The sequence below is a fragment of the Mesonia mobilis DSM 19841 genome, assembly GCF_000423405.1.
Lineage (GTDB): Bacteria > Bacteroidota > Bacteroidia > Flavobacteriales > Flavobacteriaceae > Mesonia > Mesonia mobilis.
The window spans coordinates 145412-169274 of sequence record NZ_KE384013.1 but is presented as its reverse complement, the minus strand read 5'-3'; the positions used below and the strand labels follow the sequence as shown (position 1 = coordinate 169274).

The following is a 23863-nucleotide window of genomic DNA, read 5'->3' as shown; positions in this document are numbered from 1 at the left end:
CTATGAAAAAATTCTATATAATTACCCTAATTTTAGGTTTCACGAATTTAATTAATGCTCAGGTGGGTATAAACACAGAAAATCCTGAAGCTGCATTAGACATTACAAGTTCAAATTCAGGAATTTTAATTCCTCGTATTGCGCTTACCAGTAAAATTGAAGCTGCCCCGGTTACAAACCCAAATACTCAAGACAATAATTTAGCAAACGGTACTTTAATTTATAATACCGCAACAACTACAGGAACTAGTGGCGTAGAACCAAGTTTTTACTATTGGCAAGATACTCAATGGGTTCGTATTAATTCTGAATTAGATTTTGATAGAGATTGGGCGAAAACAAACTCAACTTCTCGCGCTTCAAACATTTCAGATAATATTTATACTAAGGGTAAGGTAGGTATTGGTATTGGTCAAAGTCAGAGTTCACTTAACGGTACTTTACATATTTATGAAGCTACAGGAACTCCTGCTTCTGCAACCAACGGAACCATTTATATTGAGCATGGTAATACCTCAGGAACATCTTCTATTGTTTTCCCAAGTGCTTTCGACCCTACCGATTACGGTTATATTGCTTATTCTGATGACGGAGGTACAGGTTCTACTAGTGAAAATGGTTTATTAGAAATTGGTGTAGCTAACGATGGTGCTACTAACGGTAATATTGGCGATAGAGATAATATTAATCTAAAAACCGGGAACTCTGTAGGTATTAATAATACCAACCCTAGCATAAGTGCTTTATTAGATTTAGGCACAACCAATCAAGGTTTACTTATTAATCGAGTGGCACTTACCAGTACAGTAGATGTTTCGACTGTTGCAGGAACAGAAACTGATGGTCTTTTAGTTTACAATACTGCAACGGCAGGAACTTCACCACAAAATGTGACCGAAGGTTTTTACTTTTGGGACAATAGTCAATGGAACAGACTTTATTCTACCAAAGATGTAGCCAATACAGGAATGCAATATTACTCTTACGATATAACTCCGCAAGCATCACCAAGTATAAATACAATAAGATATACAGAAACTATAGATAAATCTGGTTATTATACAGGCTTATTAAATTCTGCAAATGCTATGAGTACTATGCAACCTACCGGAGTTGAAAATGGTTTCGTCATTAAAATTACCGGAACTTATGAAGTTAAAACCTCCGGTACATTTAATTTCAATCTAAACTCTGATGATGGTTCTAGATTATATATAGATGGTTCTTTGGTAGTAGGTGCTTGGAATGATTCTTCTGCAAATGCTGTATCTGGCGCAACTAATCTAGCTAAAGGAAAACATAAATTTGAGTTTTGGTTTTACGAAAATGCAGGAAGCCAAACCTTTTCTTTTTCTTGGGGAACAAACCCAGACGGAAATTCTGGTGTGATCAACGCGCAAAGTTTTATAATTGAATAAAAACATAAATTTTACAAATAATCAAACCTTCCTCACTCAGGAAGGTTTTTTATTTACATATTTCCAAAATTTAATCCTTATTTTTGGGAATAATTATGAGTAAACGCATTCCCATAGAAGAAGGAGATTATTACTTAACCCCCGAGGGTTACCGTTGTTTCACCGAGCAATACCATTTAAAACGTGGTTATTGCTGCAAAAGCGGTTGCAGACATTGCCCTTATGGTTATGATAAGAATAGAGAATAGTATTCAGTTGGCAGTAAACAGTTAAATGTTCTATCAATAAAATTAATATTTATGAAATTTCAGGACTTATTGGCCTATAAAAAATCAATCGATTTAGCTATGAAAATTTTTGAAATCTCTAAAAAATTCCCAAAAGAAGAAGTCTATTCTTTAACAGATCAAGTAAGAAGATCTTCTAGAAGCGTTACTGCAAATTTAGCTGAAGCTTATCGTAAACGACCTTACCCAAAATATTTTAAGAGTAAGCTTACAGATTCTGATGCTGAAAATGCAGAAACACAGGTCTGGATAGAATTTGCCTATCGATGTAATTATATCAACGAAACTCTTTATCAAGAGTTACTCAATAAAAGTGAAGAAGTTGGAAAACTTATCAATTATATGATTCTTAACCCATACAAATTTGGCGTAAAATCACCTCACTGAACACTGAACACTGAACACTGAACACTGAACACTGAACACTGAACACTGAAAAATAAGTTATGAATTTCAAACAAACCCTATTACAAGGAATTCCCAACGAATTACCTCCTAAGAAAGAATTCGATACCACTATAAATCACGCACCGAAGCGAAAAGAAATCTTATCGGAAGACGAGAAAAAATTGGCACTGCAAAACGCATTACGCTATTTTGAACCTCAACATCACGCCACCTTACTTCCTGAGTTCAAAGAAGAATTAGAAACCTACGGAAGAATTTACATGTATCGCTTTCGTCCCGATTACAAAATGTACGCACGTCCTATCGATGAATATCCGGGTGAAAGTCAACAGGCGAAAGCCATTATGCTAATGATCCAAAATAACTTGGATTATGCGGTAGCGCAACATCCGCACGAATTGATTACTTATGGCGGTAACGGAGCAGTTTTTCAGAACTGGGCGCAGTATTTATTAACGATGAAATATTTAGCCGAGATGACCGATGAGCAAACGCTGGCGATGTACAGCGGTCACCCATTGGGCTTATTCCCTTCACATAAAGATGCGCCAAGAGTAGTCGTTACCAACGGAATGATGATCCCAAATTACTCACAACCCGACGATTGGGAAAAATTCAACGCGCTTGGCGTGACTCAGTACGGACAAATGACTGCTGGAAGTTATATGTATATCGGTCCGCAAGGTATTGTTCACGGAACTACGATCACTGTTCTTAACGGATTTAGAAAAATTAAAAAAGAACCTAAAGGCGGACTTTTTGTAACCTCCGGACTTGGTGGGATGAGTGGCGCGCAACCTAAAGCCGGTGATATTGCCGGTTGTGTAACGGTTTGTGCAGAAGTAAACCCAAAAGCTACCCAAACAAGACATTCACAAGGTTGGGTAAAAGAAGTCATTGAAGATGTAGAGGATTTGGTGATTCGAGTGCGAAAAGCACAGGAAGATAAAGAAACCATTTCGATCGCCTATGCCGGAAATATCGTTGACGTATGGGAAAAGTTTGATGAAGAAAACCTGCATATCGACTTAGGTAGCGATCAAACTTCATTACACAATCCTTGGGCGGGTGGTTATTATCCGGTTGGCCTTTCTTATGAAGAAGCTAATGAAATGATGGCCAACAATCCTGAGCAGTTTAAAAAAGAAGTGCAGCGCAGTTTAAAACGCCAGGCAGATGCAATTAACAAGCATACCGCTAAAGGAACTTACTTTTTTGACTACGGAAATGCGTTCTTACTAGAAGCCTCTCGCGCCGGAGCAGATATTATGAGTAAAGACGGCAAAAACTTTAAATACCCAAGTTACGTGCAAGACATTATGGGACCTATGTGTTTCGATTATGGTTTTGGGCCGTTTAGATGGGTTTGTACTTCAGGGAAAGCTGAAGATTTATTGAAAACCGATGAAATTGCAACTTCGGTTCTAGAAGAATTGAAAAAAGACGCTCCGGAAGAAATTCAGCAGCAAATGCAGGATAATATCACTTGGATCAAAGGTGCACAAGAAAACAAACTCGTGGTTGGTTCTCAAGCGCGAATTTTATATGCAGATGCTGAAGGAAGAATAAAAATTGCCAAGGCTTTTAACGAAGCGATTAAAACCGGTAAAATTGGTCCGGTAGTGTTAGGTAGAGATCATCACGATGTTTCTGGTACAGATTCTCCTTATCGTGAAACTTCTAATATTTACGATGGTAGTCGCTTTACCGCAGATATGGCGATACAAAATGTGATTGGTGATAGCTTTAGAGGTGCAACTTGGGTAAGTATTCACAACGGCGGCGGCGTTGGTTGGGGAGAAGTGATTAATGGTGGTTTTGGTATGCTTCTTGATGGTAGTATAGATGCTGCAAGACGCTTAGAGTCAATGCTTTTTTGGGATGTAAACAACGGAATTTCCAGAAGATCTTGGGCTAGAAATGATGAAGCCATTTTTGCTATTAAACGAGCGATGGATAACGAGCCTAATTTAAAAGTAACTCTGCCCAACAAAGTAGACCCGAGCTTGCTAAGTTAACCCTGCGTTAGGGATGGAGCGATTTGTTGAAGCTCTTTTTGTTTCGTTGATTTAAACAAAATAAAAAAGCGACTCGCGAGAGCCCGCCCGAACGTCCTAAAACAATTTGTTATGAAAATAAAAAACTTTTTAGCTCCGTTAGCCTTTTTATTAGTGCTAACTTCATGTAGTTCGGTACGAGTGGCTTCAGACTACGATCGTGAAGCAAACTTTAATCAATACCAAAGTTTTGCATTCTACAAGCCGGGCATCGATAAAGCAGATGTTTCAGATTTAGATAAGAAGCGTATTTTACGTGCAATTGAAGCTGAAATGACTGCAAAAGGATTCTCAAAGTCGGAAAATCCTGACTTGCTCGTAAGTATTTTTACCAAGACTAAAGAGAACGTAAACATTTACCAAAATAATTTTGGTTGGGGGTACGGTTGGGGCTGGAGCCCTTGGTATTGGGGTAATGGTTACAACACCGTTTCGAGAACTACCGAAGGTACTTTGTACATTGATTTGATCGATGCAGAATCGATGGAATTGGTTTGGCAAGGAATGGGAACGGGAGCGCTAACGATGGATATGGATGATAAAATTGAACGTATTAATGAAATGGTTCAAAAAATTATAGAACGTTATCCCCCTGATGGTGAAAAAAAGTAACAGATAAAAAACTCTTCATAGCGAAGAGTTTTTTTGTTCTACAACTCTTTGTTTAATTGTTCCTTGTAAAGATCAAGATTGATCTGTGTTTCTTTGTCCAACTCGGGTTCTTTAACATCCTTAAGTTTGGATAATTCTTCTAAAAGAATTTCGGTTAAAATCAACCTGCTTTCTTTTTTATTATCTGAAGGGATAATATACCAGGGGGCATTTTCTGTAGAGGTTTGGGAAATAGCTTTTTCATAACATTCTTGATAATTTTCCCAAAGTGCCCGTTCTTTTAAATCCCCAGAAGAAAATTTCCAATTTTTATTGGGTTTATTCAATCTCCGCAATAATCGCTGCCGTTGTTCTTCTTTGGAAATATGCAGAAAAAATTTGAATACCAAAGTACCATTTTGAGTTAGGTGCTCTTCAAAATTATTTATTTCTTGATAACGCTGTTTCCAAAATCTTTCAGAAATATCACTGACCTTATTTATATGGGGAATATTTTCTGAAAGAATATATTCTGGATGAACCCTTGTTACCAATACATTTTCATAATGGGTACGGTTAAAAACACTAAATTTACCCCTCTCGGGCAAAGCCAAATAATGCCGCCACAGGTAATCATGTCGCAATTCTTTTTTTGAAGGTGTTTTAAAACTATGTACCACCACTCCTCGTGCATTTAGATCTTTAAAAACTTCCCGTATCAAACTGTCTTTGCCGGAAGTATCCATACCCTGTATACAGATTAGTACGGCATATTTTCCATGAGCATACATACGGTCTTGAAATTCCGCTAGTTTTTTTCGTTGATGAGAAAGTTGTTTTTCTAATTTTTTATCTGAAGTTTCTAACTTGGCCAACGTCGATTTTTTGGCTAATTGAACAGTTCCCTTCACTTGATAAGGGGAAGTCTTTGTTGGTTGCATAAACAATGGATTGATTATTAAAGTTAATAAAATAATCAAACTACTAGATGATTTTGAATGGCAAATTTAAGGGGAAATTCTTTTGAGTTGCCACTTGAGGATATAGTAGAGAAAACAACCTAAAAAGATTGTACCAAAAAGCCCGACCCTGTTTTTGTTAACAGGGTCACGCACAATAACTAATAAGCTAAAAGTTCTTCAATTTTATTTTTCACTTTTGCTGTGGAAGGAATCATCGTTTCTTCTAAAGTTGAGTTTAACGGAATTGCCGGCATATTTTCTGAACCGATTGTCATCACTGGAGCGTCTAAATATTTAAAACATTCTTCCTGAATTTTTCCTGAAAGTGCTCTAGCAAACGTATTGTTCGATGGTTCTTCGGTTACTACTAAACATTTACCACATTTTTTTACCGATTTCATCACAGTTTCTTCATCAAGCGGAGCAAGGGTTCGTAGATCGATCACTTCAATTTGGTCTTGCATTCCTAATTCTTCGGAAGCATTCATCGCCCAATGCACGCCCATACCATAAGTTACAATAGCAATGGTTTCTTTCTCTTCTTGTTTCCAGATCTCTTGTAAAACCCAAGCTTTACCGAATGGCAATACATAATCTGCTGCAGGTTCGATAGACGTTGCACCTTTAGTACCGGGAACTTTGCTCCAATACAAACCTTTATGTTCAAAGATCACCACCGGATTTGGGTCGTGATAAGCAGCTTTCAATAATCCTTTTAAATCGGCTCCGTTGCTTGGATACGCTATTTTGAGTCCGCGAATATTGGTTACTACACTTTCTACGGAAGAAGAATGGTAAGGACCTCCGCTACCGTAAGCGCCAATCGGTACACGCAGCACCATTGAAACCGGCCATTTACCATTCGATAAATAGCAGCTTCTACTTACTTCGGTAAATAATTGATTGAGACCCGGCCAAATATAATCGGCAAACTGAACTTCAACGATAGGTTTTAAACCAACGGCAGACATCCCAACCGTTGAACCAATAATGAATGCTTCTTGAATTGGCGTATTAAAAACTCGATTATCCCCGAATTTTTGAGCTAAGGTTGCTGCTTCACGAAAAACACCGCCCAAACGACCACCAACATCTTGACCGTACAACAAACTGGTTTTGTCGTTGTGCATAATCTCTTCTATGGCGTGTAATGCACAATCGACCATCACTACTTTTTCGCCGCCTTCCGGAGAGCGTTCTCCTTTTTCTTCGGTAACCGTCGTAGGTGCAAAATCGTGTGTAAATAAATCTTCCGGTGAAGGGTCTTCGGCTTTTTCAGCTTCTAAATAATCTTCTTTTACTTTCACACGAGCTAAAGCTTCAATCGCTTCCAATTCATCTTCGGAAAAACCATTTTCAGCTAAATATTTTTTCATCTTCGGAAAAGGATCGCGTGTTTTTGCTTCTTCTAAATCGTCGCGATAAAATTCCATTCGAACTCCTGAAGTATGGTGATTTAATAACGGAACTTTCGCGTGAATAAGCATTGGTCTTCGTTCTTCCCGAATCGTTTCAATCGCATTTTTGACCGTGCTATAACTTTCTTCAAAATTAGTTCCGTCAATCGAAATTGCCTCTAAACCATTAAAACCTCTTGCATATTCTGCAGCGTTTTGCGCTCGTGTTTCTTTCTCGTTCGCAGAAATATCCCAACCGTTATCTTGCACGATGTAAAGAATAGGTAATTTCTTTAACACCGCCATTTGAAAAGCTTCTGCAACTTCTCCTTCGGTTACACAAGCGTCACCGAGTGAGCAAACCACGACTGGCTTTTCGGTATCTTGAATTCCTTCGGTTTCTTTGTACCACATTCCCATCGCTACTCCCGTAGCCGGAATAGCTTGCATTCCCGTGGCTGAACTTTGATGCGGAACTTTAGGTTTATCGTCATCACGCAAACTCGGGTGCGAATAATAGGTTCTTCCACCGGAAAAAGGATCGTCTTTTTTGGCAAATAACTGCAACATCAAGTCTTTTGGTTCCATCCCGATCGACAATAAAATGGAATCGTCTCGGTAATACGGAAACACATAATCTTGTGGCAACAATTGCATCCCCACTGCAGTTTGAATGACTTCGTGGCCGCGCGAGGTTGCATGTACATATTTAGAAACTACCTTAAAGTTCTCTTCGTATAACTCGGTCATCGCCTTCGCCGTACAAAGGTGACGAAAGGCTTTTTTAAGGATATCTTTATTTATCATTATATTTTGTTTTGAAACAGGAAGCATGACTTTTTGAAATATGATGCTTTCTGCTTTTTTAAAAAATCATTCATTCATATCTAATGAATCAATAAAATTTGAAATTTTACTTTGTAATTTTTGAACTTTCTTTTCTAGATCTTGAAACTTATCTTCTGAAATGAAATTTTGTCGAAAACAGACATTTAATTGAGTTTCCCATTCGCATGCTGAACCTAAACTATCGTCTAAGTATTTTACAAAATGCTTGTTTGTTCGTTTGCTTGAACCCTCAGAAATATTTGAAGCAATGGAGACTGAAGAACGATTCATCTGTGTTCTTAAACCAAATTTTTCATAATCGGGCAGTTCTGATGTTAAGAGATAATTTTCATCTATTAAATCCATAGCTTCAATCCAAATTTGTAACTTTTTAAAATTATGTCTTCTCATTAAAATTCAAATATCTTGTTTCAACACGTCTTGAATCAAAAAGTCTTTTCGACATCAAAATCTTCAAAATAATCAGCGACTCGTCTTAAGAAACTTCCGCCTAGAAAGCCATCGACCACGCGGTGATCGAACGATAAGGACAAATACATCATCTGTCTGATCTCAATTTTATCGCCATCTTCATACTCCATCACTTCTGCTCGTTTCTTGATAATTCCCGTAGCAAGAATAGCGACTTCCGGCTGATTGATAATGGGTGTTCCCATTAAGCTTCCAAAAGTTCCTACATTAGAAATAGTGAAGGTGCTTCCGCTGGTTTCGTCGTGTTTTAGTTTATTATTTCGTGCTTTTTCGGCAAGCGCATTTACTTCCGCAGCGATTGTTTTTAAGTCTTTTTGATCGGCATTTTTCACCACGGGAACGATTAAATTTCCGCTAGGTAAAGCTGTTGCCATCCCGATATTGATATTTTCTTTTACTATGATATTTTTCCCATCGACCGAAACATTGATCATCGGAAAATCTTTCACCGCTTTGGCTACTGCTTCAACAAAAAGTGGCGTAAACGTAAGTTTTTCTCCGTATTTTTCTTGAAAGGCTTTTTTATTCGCATTTCGCCAATTCACCATATCGGTTAAATCGGCTTCCACATAAGCGGTTACGTGCGGCGAAGTATGTTTGGAAAACACCATATGATCGGCAATCATTTGGCGCATACGATCCATCTCGACAATTTTACCTTTTTCTTTATCCAATTTCAAATTGGGCACTTGAAATCCTGAAGCTTCAGGAACAGGTTGTGCAAATTGTGCCGGACGACCTTCTTCAATGTATTTAAAAATATCGCTTTTTCGTAATCGACCGTCATTTCCTGTTGCCGGGATTCTTGCCAACTCTTCAAAACTAATGTGATGCTGCTTAGCAATACTCACCACTAAAGGCGAAAAAAATGTATTTTGATTTGAATTCAACGTATAACTTGAAGCAGAATTCGAAGCAGAAGAAATTTGCTTTTTAGGAACTTGCGGAGCCGGTTTTTGAGAAGTTTCTTTTGCTGCATCTTTTGATGCTGAAGGAGTCGGTTTTTCTTTAGAAGCTTTTACCTCTCCTGCTTCCATCTTAGCAATTATCTGCCCAACTTTTACCACTTGATCGGGCTCGACTAAAAGCTGAGTGATCGTTCCTGTTGCCGGCGCCGGAACTTCAGAATCTACTTTATCGGTAGCTACTTCAAGAATGGTTTGGTCTTGCTCTACTTCATCTCCAACCGCAACCGACCAACTAATGATGGTTCCTTCTTCTATACTTTCTCCCATCTTGGGGAGTTTAATTTCAATTTCTTTCATTACTGAATATTCCTTTTTTGGAAATTGCTCTTCAAATTTAATCTTATTTTTCCCTAAACTCGTTTAAGGTTTGGTAAAAGTTCTCTTGCTCGGGACGATCTTTAGGAATTTCTCGTAAAGGTTCAACCTCACGCAAACTTTCGTGGCAATCTGCCGGTAAACGTTGATAAAGTTTTGTTCCGGCTGTTTTCCAAGCGATCATATCATCAGAGATTTCTTTTATCACTTTTGCCGGATTGCCAACGACTAAACTTCGTTTTGGTATGCGGGTTTCTGCTTTTACAAATGCCATCGCACCAACGATACATTCATCACCAATTTCAGCATCATCCATTATCACTGAATTCATCCCGATCAAGCAGTTTTCGCCTAAATTGGCACCGTGAATAATAGCTCCGTGACCTACGTGCGCTCCTTTTTTGAGCACAATACTTTTGCCGGGGAACATATGAACGGTACAATTTTCTTGTACGTTAACACCATCTTCTAATATTATTTCTCCCCAATCGCCACGAATTGCCGCTCCCGGACCAATATAGCAGTCTTTTCCGATTATTACATTACCGGTTACTGCCGCCAACGGATGCACAAAACTGCTTTCGTGAATGACGGGAATGTGGTTTTTGAAACTGTAGATCATTTTATAGACTTTTAGTTTTGAGAGATGAGTGGTGAGTTTATTTATTTTTCAAGTGGTTGATTAAAGATGAAATCATCTTAGAAATTTCTGTAATCGCTTTTCTATTTGCTTCATCCTCATCAAAACCTATATAATTTCGAAGTCGTGCTTTGGTTGATGCTGCAACGCATTCGTGGCTACTATCCCAAGCCATTTTTAGATAACGAATAAAATTTGCATCTGTACTTGCAGAACCTTCCGCTATATTTAAAGCAATAGAATCTGCTGCTCTTATAAATTGAGTAGCTAATTTATAAGTCTCGTGATTTGGAAATTTTTCAATTTGATGATTTACTTGTTCTCCAAAGTCTATTGCTTTTTGATAAACTTTTAAATCTTCAAATTTAAAATAATAGTTACTTTTCATAATCACTAATCTTAGAACGACTCACCTCTCATCTCTACCTTCTCCAATCTACTGATACTTCTCTAACTTCTTCTTCGTAAATTCACTTAACACCAATCTTCCGCTAATTTTTGCGCGTTCGTTAAGTAACTCGTCCCAATCTTCGGTGCCGCGCCAAAACATTTGCTTCATTTCTTTAACGGCTTCCGGATTGTAATTACATAAATTTTGAGCAAAGGCTTCAATCGCTTCATCTAATTCTTCTGTAGTATCGTAAACTTGCGCGTACAAACCTTTTTGTTGCGCCCATTCTGGCGAATAAAACGAATTCGCATCGATAGCGATTTGCGACATTCCGCTGACGCCTAATTTACGCTCTACTGCCGGACCAACGACAAACGGACCAATACCAATATTCAATTCGCTTAATTTAATCGCTGCAAATTTGGTTGCCATGCAATAATCCATTGCCGATGCCAAACCAACGCCGCCACCAACCGTTTTCCCTTGCACACGACCAATAATAAATTTTGGGCATTTACGCATCGCATTGATCACGTTGGCAAAACCCATAAAGAATTTTTCTCCCGTTTGCTCATCATTGATCGAAATGAGTTCTGTAAAACTTGCTCCTGCGCAAAATGTACGGTTTCCGCCAGATTTTAAGATAATCACTAAAATCTCATCATTTTGACCAACTTCTGTAATCGTATCGGTTAATTGCGCCAAAATTTTTCCCGGCAAACTGTTATGCGCCGGATGAAAAAACTCAATCGTGGCTACGTTATTTTCAATATGCTTTTTTACGTATGCTTCTTCTGTACTCATAAAATCGCTTTTTGTATTTATATTTTTTGGTGTTTCCCTTCGGGTCGGGCTATTCGCTACAATTCCTCAACTTGCTATCGCAAGTCTGCGGGATTTTCACTGCTATCCCTAACACAAACCACCCCGCCCTATCGAGCACCCCGCCTTTTTAAGGAGGGGAACTTTTATTTTTATACTTTTTATTTTTCTAATAATCCAAACTGATCGAAATGGTGATTAATATGCTTTCGGTGCATTAATTTCCATTCGAATTTGTTCAGCTCACCAAACACGGCATTTTTCGTAATTGCTTCCGGATGTTCGTGAAAGTAATTTTCGTATTGTGCCTTGGCTTCTTTCAATTTTTGTTTAGCAGTTGCTAGATCTTCATGTTTCAACTTAAATAATTCACCTTCTTTATAAAATGGGAAATTGAAATTCTTAGGCATCGGTTTGTAGTTCCACAAAGTTTCTTGTACCATTTCTAGTTTATCTTCCGGAGTAGCAATTTCAAAATCCTGAATTTCTCCGGCAGCAATTCGGTAACTATCCTCCAAATGTTCTACCATATGTTGTGGTGTCATAATTCCCCAAGCCGGTTGAGTTTCTTCCGTTAAGTCATTCAGCGCTTTTTCAAAAACAGCATCGGTAATTTCTGTAAACGTGGTTTGCTTTTTCTGCACCATCGTTAGAATAGTAGCAATTGCTACTAACTTCTCCTCTTCTTCCGTAGCATTTACATCAAAAACTTCAACGTACCATTTTACAATTCCGCTTGGTAATTCTTTTCCTTTTTGATCTCGATTTACTTTTTGCTTACACGTTAATCGAACATTGATCGTATCGTTATGATATAGCGGACGCAAAAATCGAATCTCCTCTAAACCGTAATTTGCCGCTACCGGACCTTTATTTGGATAGACAAATAATCCTGCCGCTGCCGAAATGATAAAATAACCGTGAGCGGTTCTCTGCTCGAAAATGCTTCCTTCTAACGAAGTGATATCGGTATGCGCATAGAAATGATCCCAGGTTAAATTTCCGAAGTTAATAATATCGGTATCGGTAAGCGTTCGGTTATGCGTTTGCAGTGACATTCCCGGTTTAATATCTTCCCAATGATAAGCAAACGGATGTTTTTCAGCTTCTTTATAATCGGCATTGGGTTGATAAATTCCTGTAATTTCGCTAATAGTCGTTGGAGATCCTTGAATCGCGCAACGCTGCATATAATGTTTGATACCGCGTTTACCACCCATTTCTTCTCCGCCACCGGCACGTCCCGGACCACCGTGAATAAGATTTGGCAACGGCGAACCGTGACCGGTACTTTGCTTCGCGCTTTCACGATTTAATACTAAAATACGACCGTGATGCGTGGCAGCTTTTACCGTATATTCCGCGGCAATTTTATTATCATTCGTTGCGATGGAACTTACTAACGAACCTTTCCCTTTTCGGGAAAGTTCGATCGCTTCATTTAAATCTTTATACGGCATAATCGTACTTACCGGACCAAAAGCCTCAGTAATATGTGCTGCTTCATTGCTGAAAGGATCATCTTCACGAAGTAGAATAGGTTTAATGAAAGCACCTTTTTCAAAATCGGCTCCAACCGCTTTCCCGCCTTCAAAATCACCATACACGATATTTGCTGTTTTGGCTATTTCTTGTACTTGATTTTTTACGCTTTCTACTTGTTTTTTATCGATCAAGGTTCCCATTCTCACTTCTTTTAAACGAGGATCTCCATAAGTAACTTTATCGAGCGCTTGCCCTAACGCAATTTGAACGTCTTCCACTAAATTCTCAGGAACAATAATTCTACGAATGGCGGTACATTTTTGTCCACACTTTACCGTCATTTCATTTCGAACTTCTTTGATAAAGAGGTTGAATTCCGGTGTTCCGGGAACAGCATCTTCACCTAAAATACAAGCGTTAAGAGAATCGGCCTCCATCGTAAAGGGAACGGACTCTTCAATTAATCGTGGATGCGTTTTTAGTTGTTGACCTGTTGCCGCAGAACCGGTAAAAGTTACCACATCTTGAGATTCTATGGTATCGAAAATATCCTTTTTGGTTCCGCTAATTAATTGTAAAGCGCCTTCCGGTAAAATTCCAGAAGCGATGATTACCTTCACGACCGCTTCTGTTAAATAAGCACTTTGCGGTGCAGGTAATACAACTGCCGGCATTCCTGCCATCCAATTGACCGCACATTTTTCTAACATTCCCCAAACCGGGAAATTAAATGCGTTGATATGCACAGCAACTCCATTTTTAGGCACCAAAATATGATGCGCCATAAATTTACCGCCGCGTGAAAGATCGATTGGTTCTCCTTCTACATCAAAAGGCTGATTTGGGAATAATTTACGAAGCGAAGCATTGGCGAACAGATTCCCGAAACCACCTTCAATATCGATCCAGCTATCAATTTTGGTACAACCACTTCGGTAACTAATTTCGTAAAAAGAACGTTTATGTTTTTGAAGATGGAAAGCCAACTTCTTCAACATATTACCACGCTCTTGGAAAGTCATTTTTCGAAGCGCTTCTCCTTTTACTCTTCCGTATTGAAGCACTTCAGGAGCATCAATTCCTTCTGTGGTGACGTTGGTAAAATGTTCTCCGGTTACCGAATCTAGAATCGGTGTTCCTTCTCCTTGACCATCGACCCATTGCCCTAAAATATAGTGTTGTGTTTTTTGCATTCTTTCTAGTGTTTTATTGTTGACCTCTCGACTCCGCTCGAGGTGACATTATAAACTTCAAAATCCTTAACTAAGCAGAAACATTTTCAATAACTGCCGCATAACCTTGACCAACGCCCACACACATCGTGACTAAAGCGTATTTTTTACCGGTTAATTGTAGTTCTACAGCTGCTGAATGTGCTAATCTTGCTCCGGTAACTCCCAGCGGATGCCCGATCGCAATTGCCCCTCCATTTGGGTTTAACCTTGGATCGTCGTCTTTTAAACCCCATTCGCGAATACAAGCTAAGGCTTGCGCTGCGAAAGCTTCGTTAAGTTCAATTACATCCATATCGTCCATCGTTAAGCCTGCTTTTTCTAGTGCTTTGTTGGAAGCTTGCACGGGACCAATGCCCATAATTCTTGGTTCTACGCCAACCACAGCAGAACTTAATATTTTTGCCATCGGTTTTAGACCGTATTTTTCTACTGCTTTTTCTGAAGCTACAATCGTTGCTGCTGCGCCATCATTTAATCCTGAAGAATTTCCTGCGGTTACGCTACCACCTTCTTTACGAAAGGCCGGACGTAATTTTGCTAGAATTTCTTTGGAAGTAGTGGGTTTGATAAACTCGTCGTTACTGAATTGGACTGGGTCTTTTTTTCGCTGCGGGATTTCTACCGTTACGATTTCTTTTGCCAAGCGACCATTTTCTTGGGCTTTGGTAGCTTTCATCTGACTCCAATACGCAAAAGCATCTTGATCTTCTCTTGAAATTTTATATTTATCGACGAGATTTTCTGCGGTCATCCCCATACCATCGGTGCCGTACATTTCGTGCATCTTTGGATTAACAAAACGCCAACCAAAACTGGTATCGTACATTTTTGCATCGTTCCCAAAAGCACTGGAAGGTTTAGCGATCGCGTAAGGACCGCGCGTCATATGTTCTACACCGCCGGAAATAAACAGATCTCCGTCACCGGCTTTGATCGCACGATTGGCGTGAATGATAGCTGAAAGTCCGCTACTGCAAAGTCGATTCACCGTTTCTCCAGGGACGGAATGTGGTAAACCTGCCAATAATGAACACATTCTGGCAACATTTCTGTTATCTTCTCCCGCTTGATTTGCACAACCTAAAATTACATCGTCGTAAGCTTCTTTAGGAATGTTCGGATTTCTTTTGACGATTTCTTTGATGACCAAAGCTCCTAAATCGTCGGTTCTTACAGGAGATAAAGTTCCTTTATAATTTCCTATCGGAGTTCTGATTCCGTCTATAATATATGTATTCATTTCTCTCTTCTTTTTTATGTTTTTGCGCAAGGGATAGCAGCGGCATCCTTTTTTGTTGTGCTTCGACAAGCTCAGCATGACAACAAAAAAGATATAGCGAATAGCCCGACCCGCTAGGGTTGCGCCCTTATTATTTTAAAATTACACTTCAGCAGATTGAATAATGCATTTGTTTATTCCCATTTTGCACTCGTTTTATAGGTGACGCCTTTAAAAAGTGCGACTAATTGATCTTCTTTTTTGACCTCAACAATGTAAAAACCAAGTTTATTTTTTTGGCTTTTCACGTCTGATTCTGCCACAATCACATCGCCTTCTACGAGTGCTTCTACGTGATTGATGGAAGTTTCGATAGAAACGGCTTTATTACCGAATGTGTTGGTCGCAAAGCCAAACGCGGTATCTGCCAGCGAATACGTGATCCCACCGTGCGCTTTTTTCATGCTATTGAGCATTTCTTTTCTTACCGTCATTTTCACCTTGCAATAGCCTTCGCGAACCTCTACAATTTCGATACCGAGCCACTGACTAAAAGCGTCGAGTGAGAGCATCTTTTTAGGGATTTCAGCACCATTTATCATATCGTAAATTCTTTATTTTCTCTCGCCATTTTTCTTAATAATGGACTGCAACGGTAACGATCTTCGTGATATTCTTGATAAAGTAAATCCATATTTTCAACACACCAATCGATTCCTTTTTCGTTGGCCCAGGCTAACAATCCTTTCGGATAATTTACGCCTTTAGTCATTGCTAGATCGATATCTTTTGCGGTGGCGATATTTAAAAATAATGCGTCTGCAGCTTCGTTGATGAGCATCACTAAAACGCGATCAAGAATTTGCTGGGAAAGCTCATTTTGATGAGATCCTGAATCAAGTTCAGGATGACGGCTTTTATCAATTTTACCGTCTTGGTAATCATAAAACCCTTTTCCGGTTTTGCGACCTAAGTAACCGGCTTCTTTTAAGCGTTTTTGAGTAAAAGAGGGTTTATAACGTGGATCGTAATAAAATTCTCTAAATACGGTTTCGGTTACGGTGTAATTGACATCGTGGCCAATAAAATCCATCAACTCGAATGGTCCCATTCTAAAGCCACCGAGTTCTTTTAATGCTTGATCGATCGTCGGGATATCGGCTTTTCCTTCTTCATAAATTCGTAAAGCTTCTCCATAAAATGGTCTGGCGACACGATTTACAATGAAACCCGGTGTATCTTTAGCAAGCACGCCTACTTTCTTCCAATCGGCTATAATTTGAACTACTTTTTCTTTGACCGCTTCGGAAGTTTGCACGGCCGGAATAATTTCTACCAACGGCATTAATGGCGCCGGATTAAAGAAATGAATTCCGATCACGCGCTCCGGTTTTTGTAAAGCAGAAGCTATCGAAGCAATCGATAACGAACTAGTGTTGGATGCAATAATAGCATCTTCTTTTTGGCAAGCTTCTAACTCACGAAATACTTTTTGTTTGATCTCAAGATTTTCAATAATTGCTTCAATGGTTAAATCGGCATCGGCTAATTCTTGAATTGAATTTACATAGCTGATATTCCCTTGAATTCTGTTTTTTTCAGCTTCATCAATTCGTTCTTTTTCGATGAGACGTAGTAAAACTTTATTGAGTTTCGCTTCACTTTTAGTTAAAGCTTCTTGATTGGTATCATAAACTTTCACAAAACAACCGGCGGTGGCTGCTACTTGTGCAATTCCACTTCCCATTGTTCCGCTACCTATAATTCCGATGGTCATATTGATTTATGATTTATAAGATTAGGGATTAACGATTTTTGATTATTTTTTTGCATTTAGTTTAGAAGTTGATGTTTTTACACTAATCACAAAAATTGAAATAAGCTCATTATTCTCTTTTAATAATTTATCAATACTTTCTACATTTGAGACTAGTTTTGCTCCTTTTTGAATTTTTAGATTGATCAAGCATTCTCTAAGTTCTTTTAAGCAAATTTTCATTTTATGAAGGAAATCACGAGTAGACTCGGCACTTCTAGCTTCACCATAATTTAACGCGGAAGCACTCGCAGATCTAATTAACTGCTTAGATAAATAATCTCCGGCAAAACTTTTTTCAATTGTTTTACAGAATATAATTGTATCAATAGCAAACTGAATGAGTCTATCTTCTAATTCAATAGGTTTCATAATTTCTTATTTCACTTAATTCATAACAACAATCTAAAATCAAAATTCTATAATCGTTAATCTATTCTCCTTTAAAATTTGGTTTTCTTTTTTCGATGAAAGCGTTTACGCCTTCTTTGTAATCTGCTGTGGAAGCGGCTTCGATCTGATTTTTCGATTCTAATGCCAATTGCTCTTCCAAATTATTGGTTAATGATTGATTGAGCGCTTCTTTGGTCAAGGCCAAAGCTTTCGTTGGCATTTTGGCTAAATGCGTTGCCATTTTCCAGGTTTCTTCTTCAAAAGATTCAGCTGAAAAATAGTTGTAGATCATCCCTAAGCGTTCGGCTTCTTCCGCAGAAACTTTATCGCCTAACATCGCTAATGCTGATGCTTTTTGAAAACCAATTAAACGCGGTAAAAAGAAAGTCCCTGCACTGTCGGGAATTAAGCCTATTTTACTAAAAGCTTGAATAAATGCCGCGTGTTCTGAAGCAACAACAATATCGCAAGCCAAAGCAATGTTTGCTCCGGCTCCAGCGGCAACACCATTAACGGCTGCCACAATTGGTTTTTCAATACTTCTTATTAGCTGAATAATGGGATTGTAATGCTCTTCTAGAATAGATTTGAAACCGGGATTTAACTCCGGATCGGTTACTTCTTTTAGATCTTGACCCGCACAAAAGGCTTTACCATTTCCGGTTAATAAAATGGCACGTACTTCTTTATTGGATGCGCAACTTTTCAATTCATCTTGAAGTGCAAATGCCATTTCTCGATTAAAGCTATTGAAAACTTCCGGTCGGTTGAGACTTATTTTGGCTACTTGATCTTTTATTTCAACTTGAATGCTTTTGCTCATATTTATTAGAACTTGAATTTGAAAATGAAATTGAAGTCGAAGGTTTTCTAACTCTTTTCAATTTCGAGTTCAGATTCGGTTTCAATTTCCTTAGATTAAACATTTAAAATAGTCAAACGGTTCTTGGCAATCGTTACACTTAAACAAGGCTTTGCAAGCTGTGGAACCAAACTGACTTACCATTTGTGTATTTTTAGATTTACAATTGGTGCATTTTACCACTTGAGTTTCTCCCAGCAAGGCTTTTTTATCGGCGCTGGCTTCTAACGGAGCCGCAATACCATAATCTTCTAACGCTTGTCTTCCCTCTTCGGTAATCCAATCGGTTGACCAAGCGGGCGATAAAATTAAATCGACTTTTGCCTTATAACCGGCTTCTAAAAGTGCGGCTTTAATATCGTCGCCAATTACATCCATGGCAGGACAACCACTGTAGGTTGGCGTGATCTTTATTTCGGCAATTCCGTTGTTGAATTCTGCGGAACGAACAACTCCCAAATCGATGATCGAAAGCACGGGAATTTCAGGATCCGAAACTTGCTTGAGTATCGGTTCTAATTCTTCTGAAATATGTACTTTTTCTTCGATCATTTTATATTGCTATTCTATTTAAGCTTATGATGTGATGCTGAATCAACACTTCGACAAGCTCAGTGTGACATTCTGCTTACATACTTTTAGATTCCTGCCTGCGCAGGAATTTACCACTTCATTCCGGGATAGGTGCGTTGCATATATTGCATATCACTTAACAAATAACCCATGTGCTCTGAGTGAATTCCTTTTTTGCCGCCTTCCTGAAAAAATTCTAATTTCGGTTTTTGAAGTGTTGCTTCTTCTAAAACTGCTGAAACATTTTCTAGGTATTTTCCTTTTATTTTATCGGTTTCCACACCAATTCCTGCTTTTATCGCTTCTAGATCGGCTTCGGTTTTTTGAAAAAGCTCTTCGGTAAATCGCCACAGATCGTTAATGGCTAGCTGAATTTTTCTTTTGCTTTCTTCGGTTCCGTCGCCTAAACGCTTCACCCAGTCTGAAGAGAATCTTCTGTGATAGCTCACCTCTTTTAAACTTTTCTTCGCAATAGCTACCAAGGTTTCATCTTTGCTGTTTTGCATTTCATTCAGCAATAAAAAATGAAAATGATCGAACAAAAATTGACGTGCGATTGTATACCCAAAATCACGATTTGGCTGTTCTACCAACAATACATTTACATATTCTCGCTCGGTTCGTAAAAATGCAAAATCGTCTTCGGTTTTATCATCTTCTGAAAGTTGAGCCGCATATTGAAAATAGCTACGCACCTGACCAAATAGATCGAGTGAAATATTCGTCATCGCAATATCTACTTCCAAGGTTGGGCCGTGACCGGTTAATTCCCCCAAACGTTGACCGAGAATGAGCGAATTATCGGCAATCCCAAGAATATATTTTATTAAACTATCTTTATTCATTGAATTTTATTTTAGTTGAAAAACTACTTCATTTTTTACTGAAATAGTTTTAAAAATTCCTACTAATTCAGGAATTTACATGTGTTTTACCTCATCGGGTAAATCGTAAAATGTTGGATGACGATAAACTTTATCTGCCGCCGGTTCGAACATTTCTCCGTTTTCATCGGGATTTGAAGCTTTGATATGTTTTGACTCTACTACCCAAATGCTTACGCCCTCACTTCTTCTGGTGTAAACATCGCGTGCGTTTTCTAACGCCATTTCTTCATCGGCAGCGTGTAAACTACCAAAATGACGGTGTTCTAATCCGTTTTTACTTCTTACGAAAACTTCCCAAAGTGGCCAGTTTTTTTTCTTGTCTGACATAAACTTTTTTAAATTGAAGTTGAAATTGAATTCGAAATTGATAATTATCATCTCATATTCAAGAGCAACTTATTATTTAATATTTTTTATTCTAGTGACTATAATTCTAATGAGCTGATCGTTTTCATCAATTAAATCTGAAATATTTTCTTCTGAAATCAAATCAGCTTTAACTTGAATATTTAAATTTCTCAAACATTCTCTAAGTTCTTTTAAGCAAATTCTAAGCTTATTGATTTTATCTTTAGAAGCACTTGCTCCTAAAACTTCCCCATAGTTTAAAGCCGCAGAACAAGATGAACGTATCAATTGTTTCGCTAAGTAATCTCCTGCATAGCTAAGGGGCTTTTTATCATATTTAATGATTACACTAGCTGCAAAATCTTCTAAACGATCACTTAAATCAAACTTGCCATTATTCATCTTTCAATTTCAGCTTCACTTTCGATTTCGAATTCTTTTTATCTAACTTGCTTTTTGAACTTTTTTAGCGGCTTGCTTTTCTGAGTATGCCATGGCTGCATCGCGAACCCATTCTCCATTCTCCCAAGCATCTACACGAGTTTGCAAGCGTTCTTTATTGCAAGGACCGTGACCTTTTACCACTTGCCAAAATTCATCCCAATTAATTTTTCCGAAGTCGTATTGACCTGTTTCTTCATTCCATTTTAAATCTTCATCGGGAATGGTTAATCCTAAAATTTCAGCTTGCGGAACGGTTTGATCGATAAATTGCTGACGTAATTCATCGTTGGTTTTACGCTTCAGTTTCCATTTCATCGATTGTTCAGTATGCGTAGATTCTGCATCTGTTGGACCAAACATCATTAAACTTGGCCACCACCAACGATTTAGCGCATCTTGTGCCATTTGTTTTTGCTCTTCAGTTCCGCGGCAGAGTGTGAGCATAATTTCGTAACCTTGACGTTGGTGGAAACTTTCTTCTTTACAAACTCTTACCATGGCACGAGCATAAGGTCCAAAAGAAGTATTGCATAAAGGCACTTGATTGATGATCGCTGCACCATCTACCAACCAACCAATAGCTCCCATATCTGCCCAAGTTACGGTTGGATAATTAAAGATACTTGAATATTTTGCTTTCCCCGAATGCAATTGCTCATATAGTTCTTCTCGAGAAATCCCTAAAGTTTCACAAGCACTATACAAGTATAAACCGTGACCGGCTTCATCTTGAACTTTTGCCAATAGCGCTACTTTTCTTCTTAAAGAAGGTGCGCGTGTGATCCAGTTACCTTCAGGCAACATTCCCACAATTTCTGAATGTGCGTGCTGAGAAATTTGACGAATATGCGTTTTTCTATATTTCTCGGGCATCCAATCTTTAGGCTCTATTTTTTCATCTCTAGCGATTTTCGCCTCAAATATTTCTTCTAGACTTCGACTGTGCTCAGCCCAGGAATTCTTTACTTCTTGCTCACTCATAATCTTAGTTTTTAGCTTACAGCTTTTCAGCTATAAGTATTCACAAATAGTAGTATCACACTCAAATGCAACTTCTATTAAAACTCTACTTTCTTAAAGATAAAAATTATACCCCTGAAAATAAAAGACTTAAAGTTAATTTAAGGTTTCTATTTCAGATTCCTGCCTACGCAGGAATTTATACATCAAAATCGACCACCAGCTTTTCTGAAGTTGGTACCGACTGGCAGCTCAATACAAAATTGTTAGCCACCTCATCGTCTTCTAATGCATAATTAATTTTCATCTCTACACTACCTTCCAATACTTTACATTTACACGTACTGCAAACTCCACCTTTACAAGCAAAAGGTAAATCTGCTCCTGCTCCCAAAGCGGCATCGAGTACATTGTCGTAATCGTCTGTCATCCCGAAATGAAACTCTTTACCTCCGTCAAGAATAGTTACTTCGGTCCCATCAAATTTATGTTCTATCGCTTGCGCTGCTCGCTTTTTATCTTCTTCTGAAATACCGGTCACAAACAACTCATAATGAATTTTTTCTCGGGTAAGTCCGGCTTTTTCTAATTCATCTCTTAACAAGAAAATCATTTGTTCGGGACCGCAGATAAAACATTCATCTACCGAATCTACATCGATCAAACTTGTGGTAAGTTGCTGAATTTTCTCTTCATCGAACCTTCCGTTAAACAAAGGAATATCACGTTGCTCACGCGTTAGGAAATAGAAAATCTCGAAACGACCAAAATATTTATTTCGCAGTTGTTCTATTTCCTCTTTAAAAATGATCGATTTTGCATTTTTATTGAGGTAAAAAAGCTGAAATTTACTTTCAGGCTCCATTGCCAAATGCGTTTTGATCATAGAGATAATTGGCGTGATTCCGCTTCCTGCCGCGAAAACGATATAGTTTTTTGCCACTTCAGAAGAAACTTCAACCCCAAATTTACCACTCGGCACCATTACTTCTAAATGGTCACCTAGTTGCAATTCTTCATTTACGAAGGTGGAAAATTTACCGGTTGGTATTTTCTTTACCGCAACGCGCCATTTATTTTCTACAGGACTTGAACATAAAGAATAAGAACGTCTTACATCTTCTCCGTTAAAATCTTTTTTCAAGGTTAAATGTTGTCCCTGACTATATTTAAAATCTTCTTTTAAATTTTCTGGAACATCAAATTCGATAACCGTACAATCGTTGGTTTCTTTATAAACGTTTTTTACAGTTATGTCGTGAAATTTTGCCATTCATTCATTTTTGATACCTAACAAAACTAACGATTGTTAGTTTAAAATCCAAATGAGGAATGTTAAAGCCGGTTTACCTAATTATACCGTGAAGTAAATTTTGCTTCATCTCTTCGAACATAAGCTGCGGAGAGGTTTCTTTGTTTTTTGAATACCACAAATGAAGTGTTCTTAAGGTAGATAACAATGAGAATAAAACCAGATCTATATTACGATCTTGAAGCTGTTTTTGCTGAATACCCTGCTCGATAATATTTCTCATTTTAGCTTCGTATGCGTTTCGCATAACCAAATAACTTTCTAGATCTGATTGTTCTAAATGCATCCAATCGTTATTTAAACAAGCGAGCGCATTGGTCTTTTCAACCGTGATCTGAATATGATTTTCGATAACCGATTCTAATTTTTCGACAGAATTTATAGACTCCGGAAAAACGGTATTGATATGCTCGGTAAAATTTTCTGCTACTTCTAAAATGATGATCGCTAAAATCTCTTGTTTCGAGCTAATATGGTTGTACAAACTTGCCGCTTTTATATCTAAAGCTTGCGCCAAATCTCGCATAGAAACAGAATTATATCCTTTTTTTCTAAAGAGTTTAGCTGCAGTTGAAACAATTTCTAATTTTCGGCGGGTTAATTTCATAGAAACGGCAAGATAGTGTTTTTAATTTTTTGGAGAAAAAGAAGTAAGTATATAGACCGCTTCGCTGTTAGAAAAATGAATCTGGTCTGAAGGATTATTTTGAATTTTCTTGATTCTAAATCAAATTAAGAATCTTAAACCAAAAT

At 38.1% G+C, this 23863-nt stretch carries 25 protein-coding genes; 5 read left to right on the top strand and 20 right to left on the bottom strand.

Going from position 1 to position 23863, the window contains the following annotated elements:
- Window positions 1-2: 2 nt before the first annotated feature.
- From G551_RS16300 to G551_RS0113165, 5 genes are all read left to right on the top strand, one after another.
- Window positions 3-1418, top strand: coding sequence for a PA14 domain-containing protein (locus tag G551_RS16300; RefSeq protein ID WP_027886000.1), 1416 nt, complete (start codon window positions 3-5; stop codon window positions 1416-1418).
- A gap of 95 nt (window positions 1419-1513) precedes the next feature.
- On the top strand, window positions 1514-1666 hold the full coding sequence (locus G551_RS16690; protein ID WP_169558820.1) for a DUF5522 domain-containing protein: 153 nt from the start codon (window positions 1514-1516) through the stop codon (window positions 1664-1666).
- A gap of 51 nt (window positions 1667-1717) precedes the next feature.
- Window positions 1718-2092, top strand: a complete 375-nt coding sequence (locus tag G551_RS0113175) for a four helix bundle protein (RefSeq protein WP_027885999.1) — start codon at window positions 1718-1720, stop codon at window positions 2090-2092.
- A gap of 59 nt (window positions 2093-2151) precedes the next feature.
- On the top strand, window positions 2152-4131 hold the full coding sequence (locus G551_RS0113170) for a urocanate hydratase (RefSeq protein ID WP_027885998.1): 1980 nt from the start codon (window positions 2152-2154) through the stop codon (window positions 4129-4131).
- Between the two features lie 111 nt (window positions 4132-4242).
- Window positions 4243-4782 carry a DUF4136 domain-containing protein gene (locus G551_RS0113165; protein WP_027885997.1) on the top strand — a complete coding sequence of 180 codons (540 nt, stop codon included), beginning with the start codon at window positions 4243-4245 and terminating at the stop codon, window positions 4780-4782.
- A gap of 38 nt (window positions 4783-4820) precedes the next feature.
- Here the strand turns inward: G551_RS0113165 and G551_RS0113160 are convergent, their stop codons facing one another.
- From G551_RS0113160 to G551_RS0113065, 20 genes are all read right to left on the bottom strand, one after another.
- Window positions 4821-5702, bottom strand: a complete 882-nt coding sequence (locus G551_RS0113160; RefSeq protein ID WP_027885996.1) for a PPK2 family polyphosphate kinase — start codon at window positions 5700-5702, stop codon at window positions 4821-4823.
- Between the two features lie 179 nt (window positions 5703-5881).
- Window positions 5882-7927, bottom strand: a complete 2046-nt coding sequence (locus tag G551_RS0113155; RefSeq protein WP_189394862.1) for an alpha-ketoacid dehydrogenase subunit alpha/beta — start codon at window positions 7925-7927, stop codon at window positions 5882-5884.
- A gap of 66 nt (window positions 7928-7993) precedes the next feature.
- The gene (locus G551_RS0113150) at window positions 7994-8359 is read right to left on the bottom strand and encodes a four helix bundle protein (RefSeq protein ID WP_027885994.1); all 366 of its coding nucleotides are present in this window, start codon (window positions 8357-8359) and stop codon (window positions 7994-7996) included.
- Between the two features lie 35 nt (window positions 8360-8394).
- Window positions 8395-9705 (bottom strand): dihydrolipoamide acetyltransferase family protein, encoded by a 1311-nt coding sequence (locus G551_RS0113145; protein WP_027885993.1) that lies wholly within the window; start codon window positions 9703-9705, stop codon window positions 8395-8397.
- Window positions 9706-9748: 43 nt separating this feature from the next.
- Window positions 9749-10345 carry an acyltransferase gene (locus G551_RS0113140; RefSeq protein ID WP_027885992.1) on the bottom strand — a complete coding sequence of 199 codons (597 nt, stop codon included), beginning with the start codon at window positions 10343-10345 and terminating at the stop codon, window positions 9749-9751.
- 37 nt (window positions 10346-10382) lie between these two features.
- Window positions 10383-10751, bottom strand: coding sequence for a four helix bundle protein (locus G551_RS0113135; RefSeq protein ID WP_027885991.1), 369 nt, complete (start codon window positions 10749-10751; stop codon window positions 10383-10385).
- Window positions 10752-10799: 48 nt separating this feature from the next.
- Window positions 10800-11558, bottom strand: a complete 759-nt coding sequence (locus G551_RS0113130; RefSeq protein WP_027885990.1) for an enoyl-CoA hydratase/isomerase family protein — start codon at window positions 11556-11558, stop codon at window positions 10800-10802.
- Window positions 11559-11737: 179 nt separating this feature from the next.
- Entirely contained in the window at window positions 11738-14254 is a 2517-nt protein-coding gene (gene paaZ, locus G551_RS0113125; protein ID WP_027885989.1) for a phenylacetic acid degradation bifunctional protein PaaZ, read from the bottom strand.
- 70 nt (window positions 14255-14324) lie between these two features.
- Window positions 14325-15536: a 3-oxoadipyl-CoA thiolase gene (pcaF, locus tag G551_RS0113120; RefSeq protein ID WP_027885988.1), complete on the bottom strand. Its 1212-nt coding sequence runs from the start codon at window positions 15534-15536 to the stop codon at window positions 14325-14327.
- A gap of 173 nt (window positions 15537-15709) precedes the next feature.
- Entirely contained in the window at window positions 15710-16087 is a 378-nt protein-coding gene (locus tag G551_RS0113115; protein WP_229797277.1) for a hotdog fold thioesterase, read from the bottom strand.
- A gap of 26 nt (window positions 16088-16113) precedes the next feature.
- Entirely contained in the window at window positions 16114-17292 is a 1179-nt protein-coding gene (locus tag G551_RS0113110) for a 3-hydroxyacyl-CoA dehydrogenase NAD-binding domain-containing protein (RefSeq protein WP_027885986.1), read from the bottom strand.
- 42 nt (window positions 17293-17334) lie between these two features.
- The gene (locus G551_RS0113105; RefSeq protein WP_027885985.1) at window positions 17335-17703 is read right to left on the bottom strand and encodes a four helix bundle protein; all 369 of its coding nucleotides are present in this window, start codon (window positions 17701-17703) and stop codon (window positions 17335-17337) included.
- A gap of 61 nt (window positions 17704-17764) precedes the next feature.
- Complete coding sequence (locus G551_RS0113100; RefSeq protein WP_027885984.1) at window positions 17765-18547, bottom strand: enoyl-CoA hydratase-related protein; 783 nt, start codon at window positions 18545-18547, stop codon at window positions 17765-17767.
- Window positions 18548-18637: 90 nt separating this feature from the next.
- Window positions 18638-19138, bottom strand: a complete 501-nt coding sequence (paaD, locus tag G551_RS0113095; protein WP_027885983.1) for a 1,2-phenylacetyl-CoA epoxidase subunit PaaD — start codon at window positions 19136-19138, stop codon at window positions 18638-18640.
- Between the two features lie 110 nt (window positions 19139-19248).
- Window positions 19249-20004 carry a 1,2-phenylacetyl-CoA epoxidase subunit PaaC gene (gene paaC, locus G551_RS0113090; RefSeq protein WP_027885982.1) on the bottom strand — a complete coding sequence of 252 codons (756 nt, stop codon included), beginning with the start codon at window positions 20002-20004 and terminating at the stop codon, window positions 19249-19251.
- A 75-nt stretch (window positions 20005-20079) separates the two neighbouring features.
- The gene (gene paaB, locus G551_RS0113085; RefSeq protein ID WP_027885981.1) at window positions 20080-20373 is read right to left on the bottom strand and encodes a 1,2-phenylacetyl-CoA epoxidase subunit PaaB; all 294 of its coding nucleotides are present in this window, start codon (window positions 20371-20373) and stop codon (window positions 20080-20082) included.
- A 72-nt stretch (window positions 20374-20445) separates the two neighbouring features.
- Window positions 20446-20796, bottom strand: a complete 351-nt coding sequence (locus G551_RS0113080; RefSeq protein WP_027885980.1) for a four helix bundle protein — start codon at window positions 20794-20796, stop codon at window positions 20446-20448.
- 42 nt (window positions 20797-20838) lie between these two features.
- Window positions 20839-21819: a 1,2-phenylacetyl-CoA epoxidase subunit PaaA gene (gene paaA, locus G551_RS0113075; protein ID WP_027885979.1), complete on the bottom strand. Its 981-nt coding sequence runs from the start codon at window positions 21817-21819 to the stop codon at window positions 20839-20841.
- A gap of 178 nt (window positions 21820-21997) precedes the next feature.
- Window positions 21998-23071: a 1,2-phenylacetyl-CoA epoxidase subunit PaaE gene (gene paaE, locus G551_RS0113070; protein WP_027885978.1), complete on the bottom strand. Its 1074-nt coding sequence runs from the start codon at window positions 23069-23071 to the stop codon at window positions 21998-22000.
- Window positions 23072-23144: 73 nt separating this feature from the next.
- On the bottom strand, window positions 23145-23717 hold the full coding sequence (locus tag G551_RS0113065; protein WP_027885977.1) for a TetR/AcrR family transcriptional regulator: 573 nt from the start codon (window positions 23715-23717) through the stop codon (window positions 23145-23147).
- Window positions 23718-23863 lie beyond the last annotated feature (146 nt).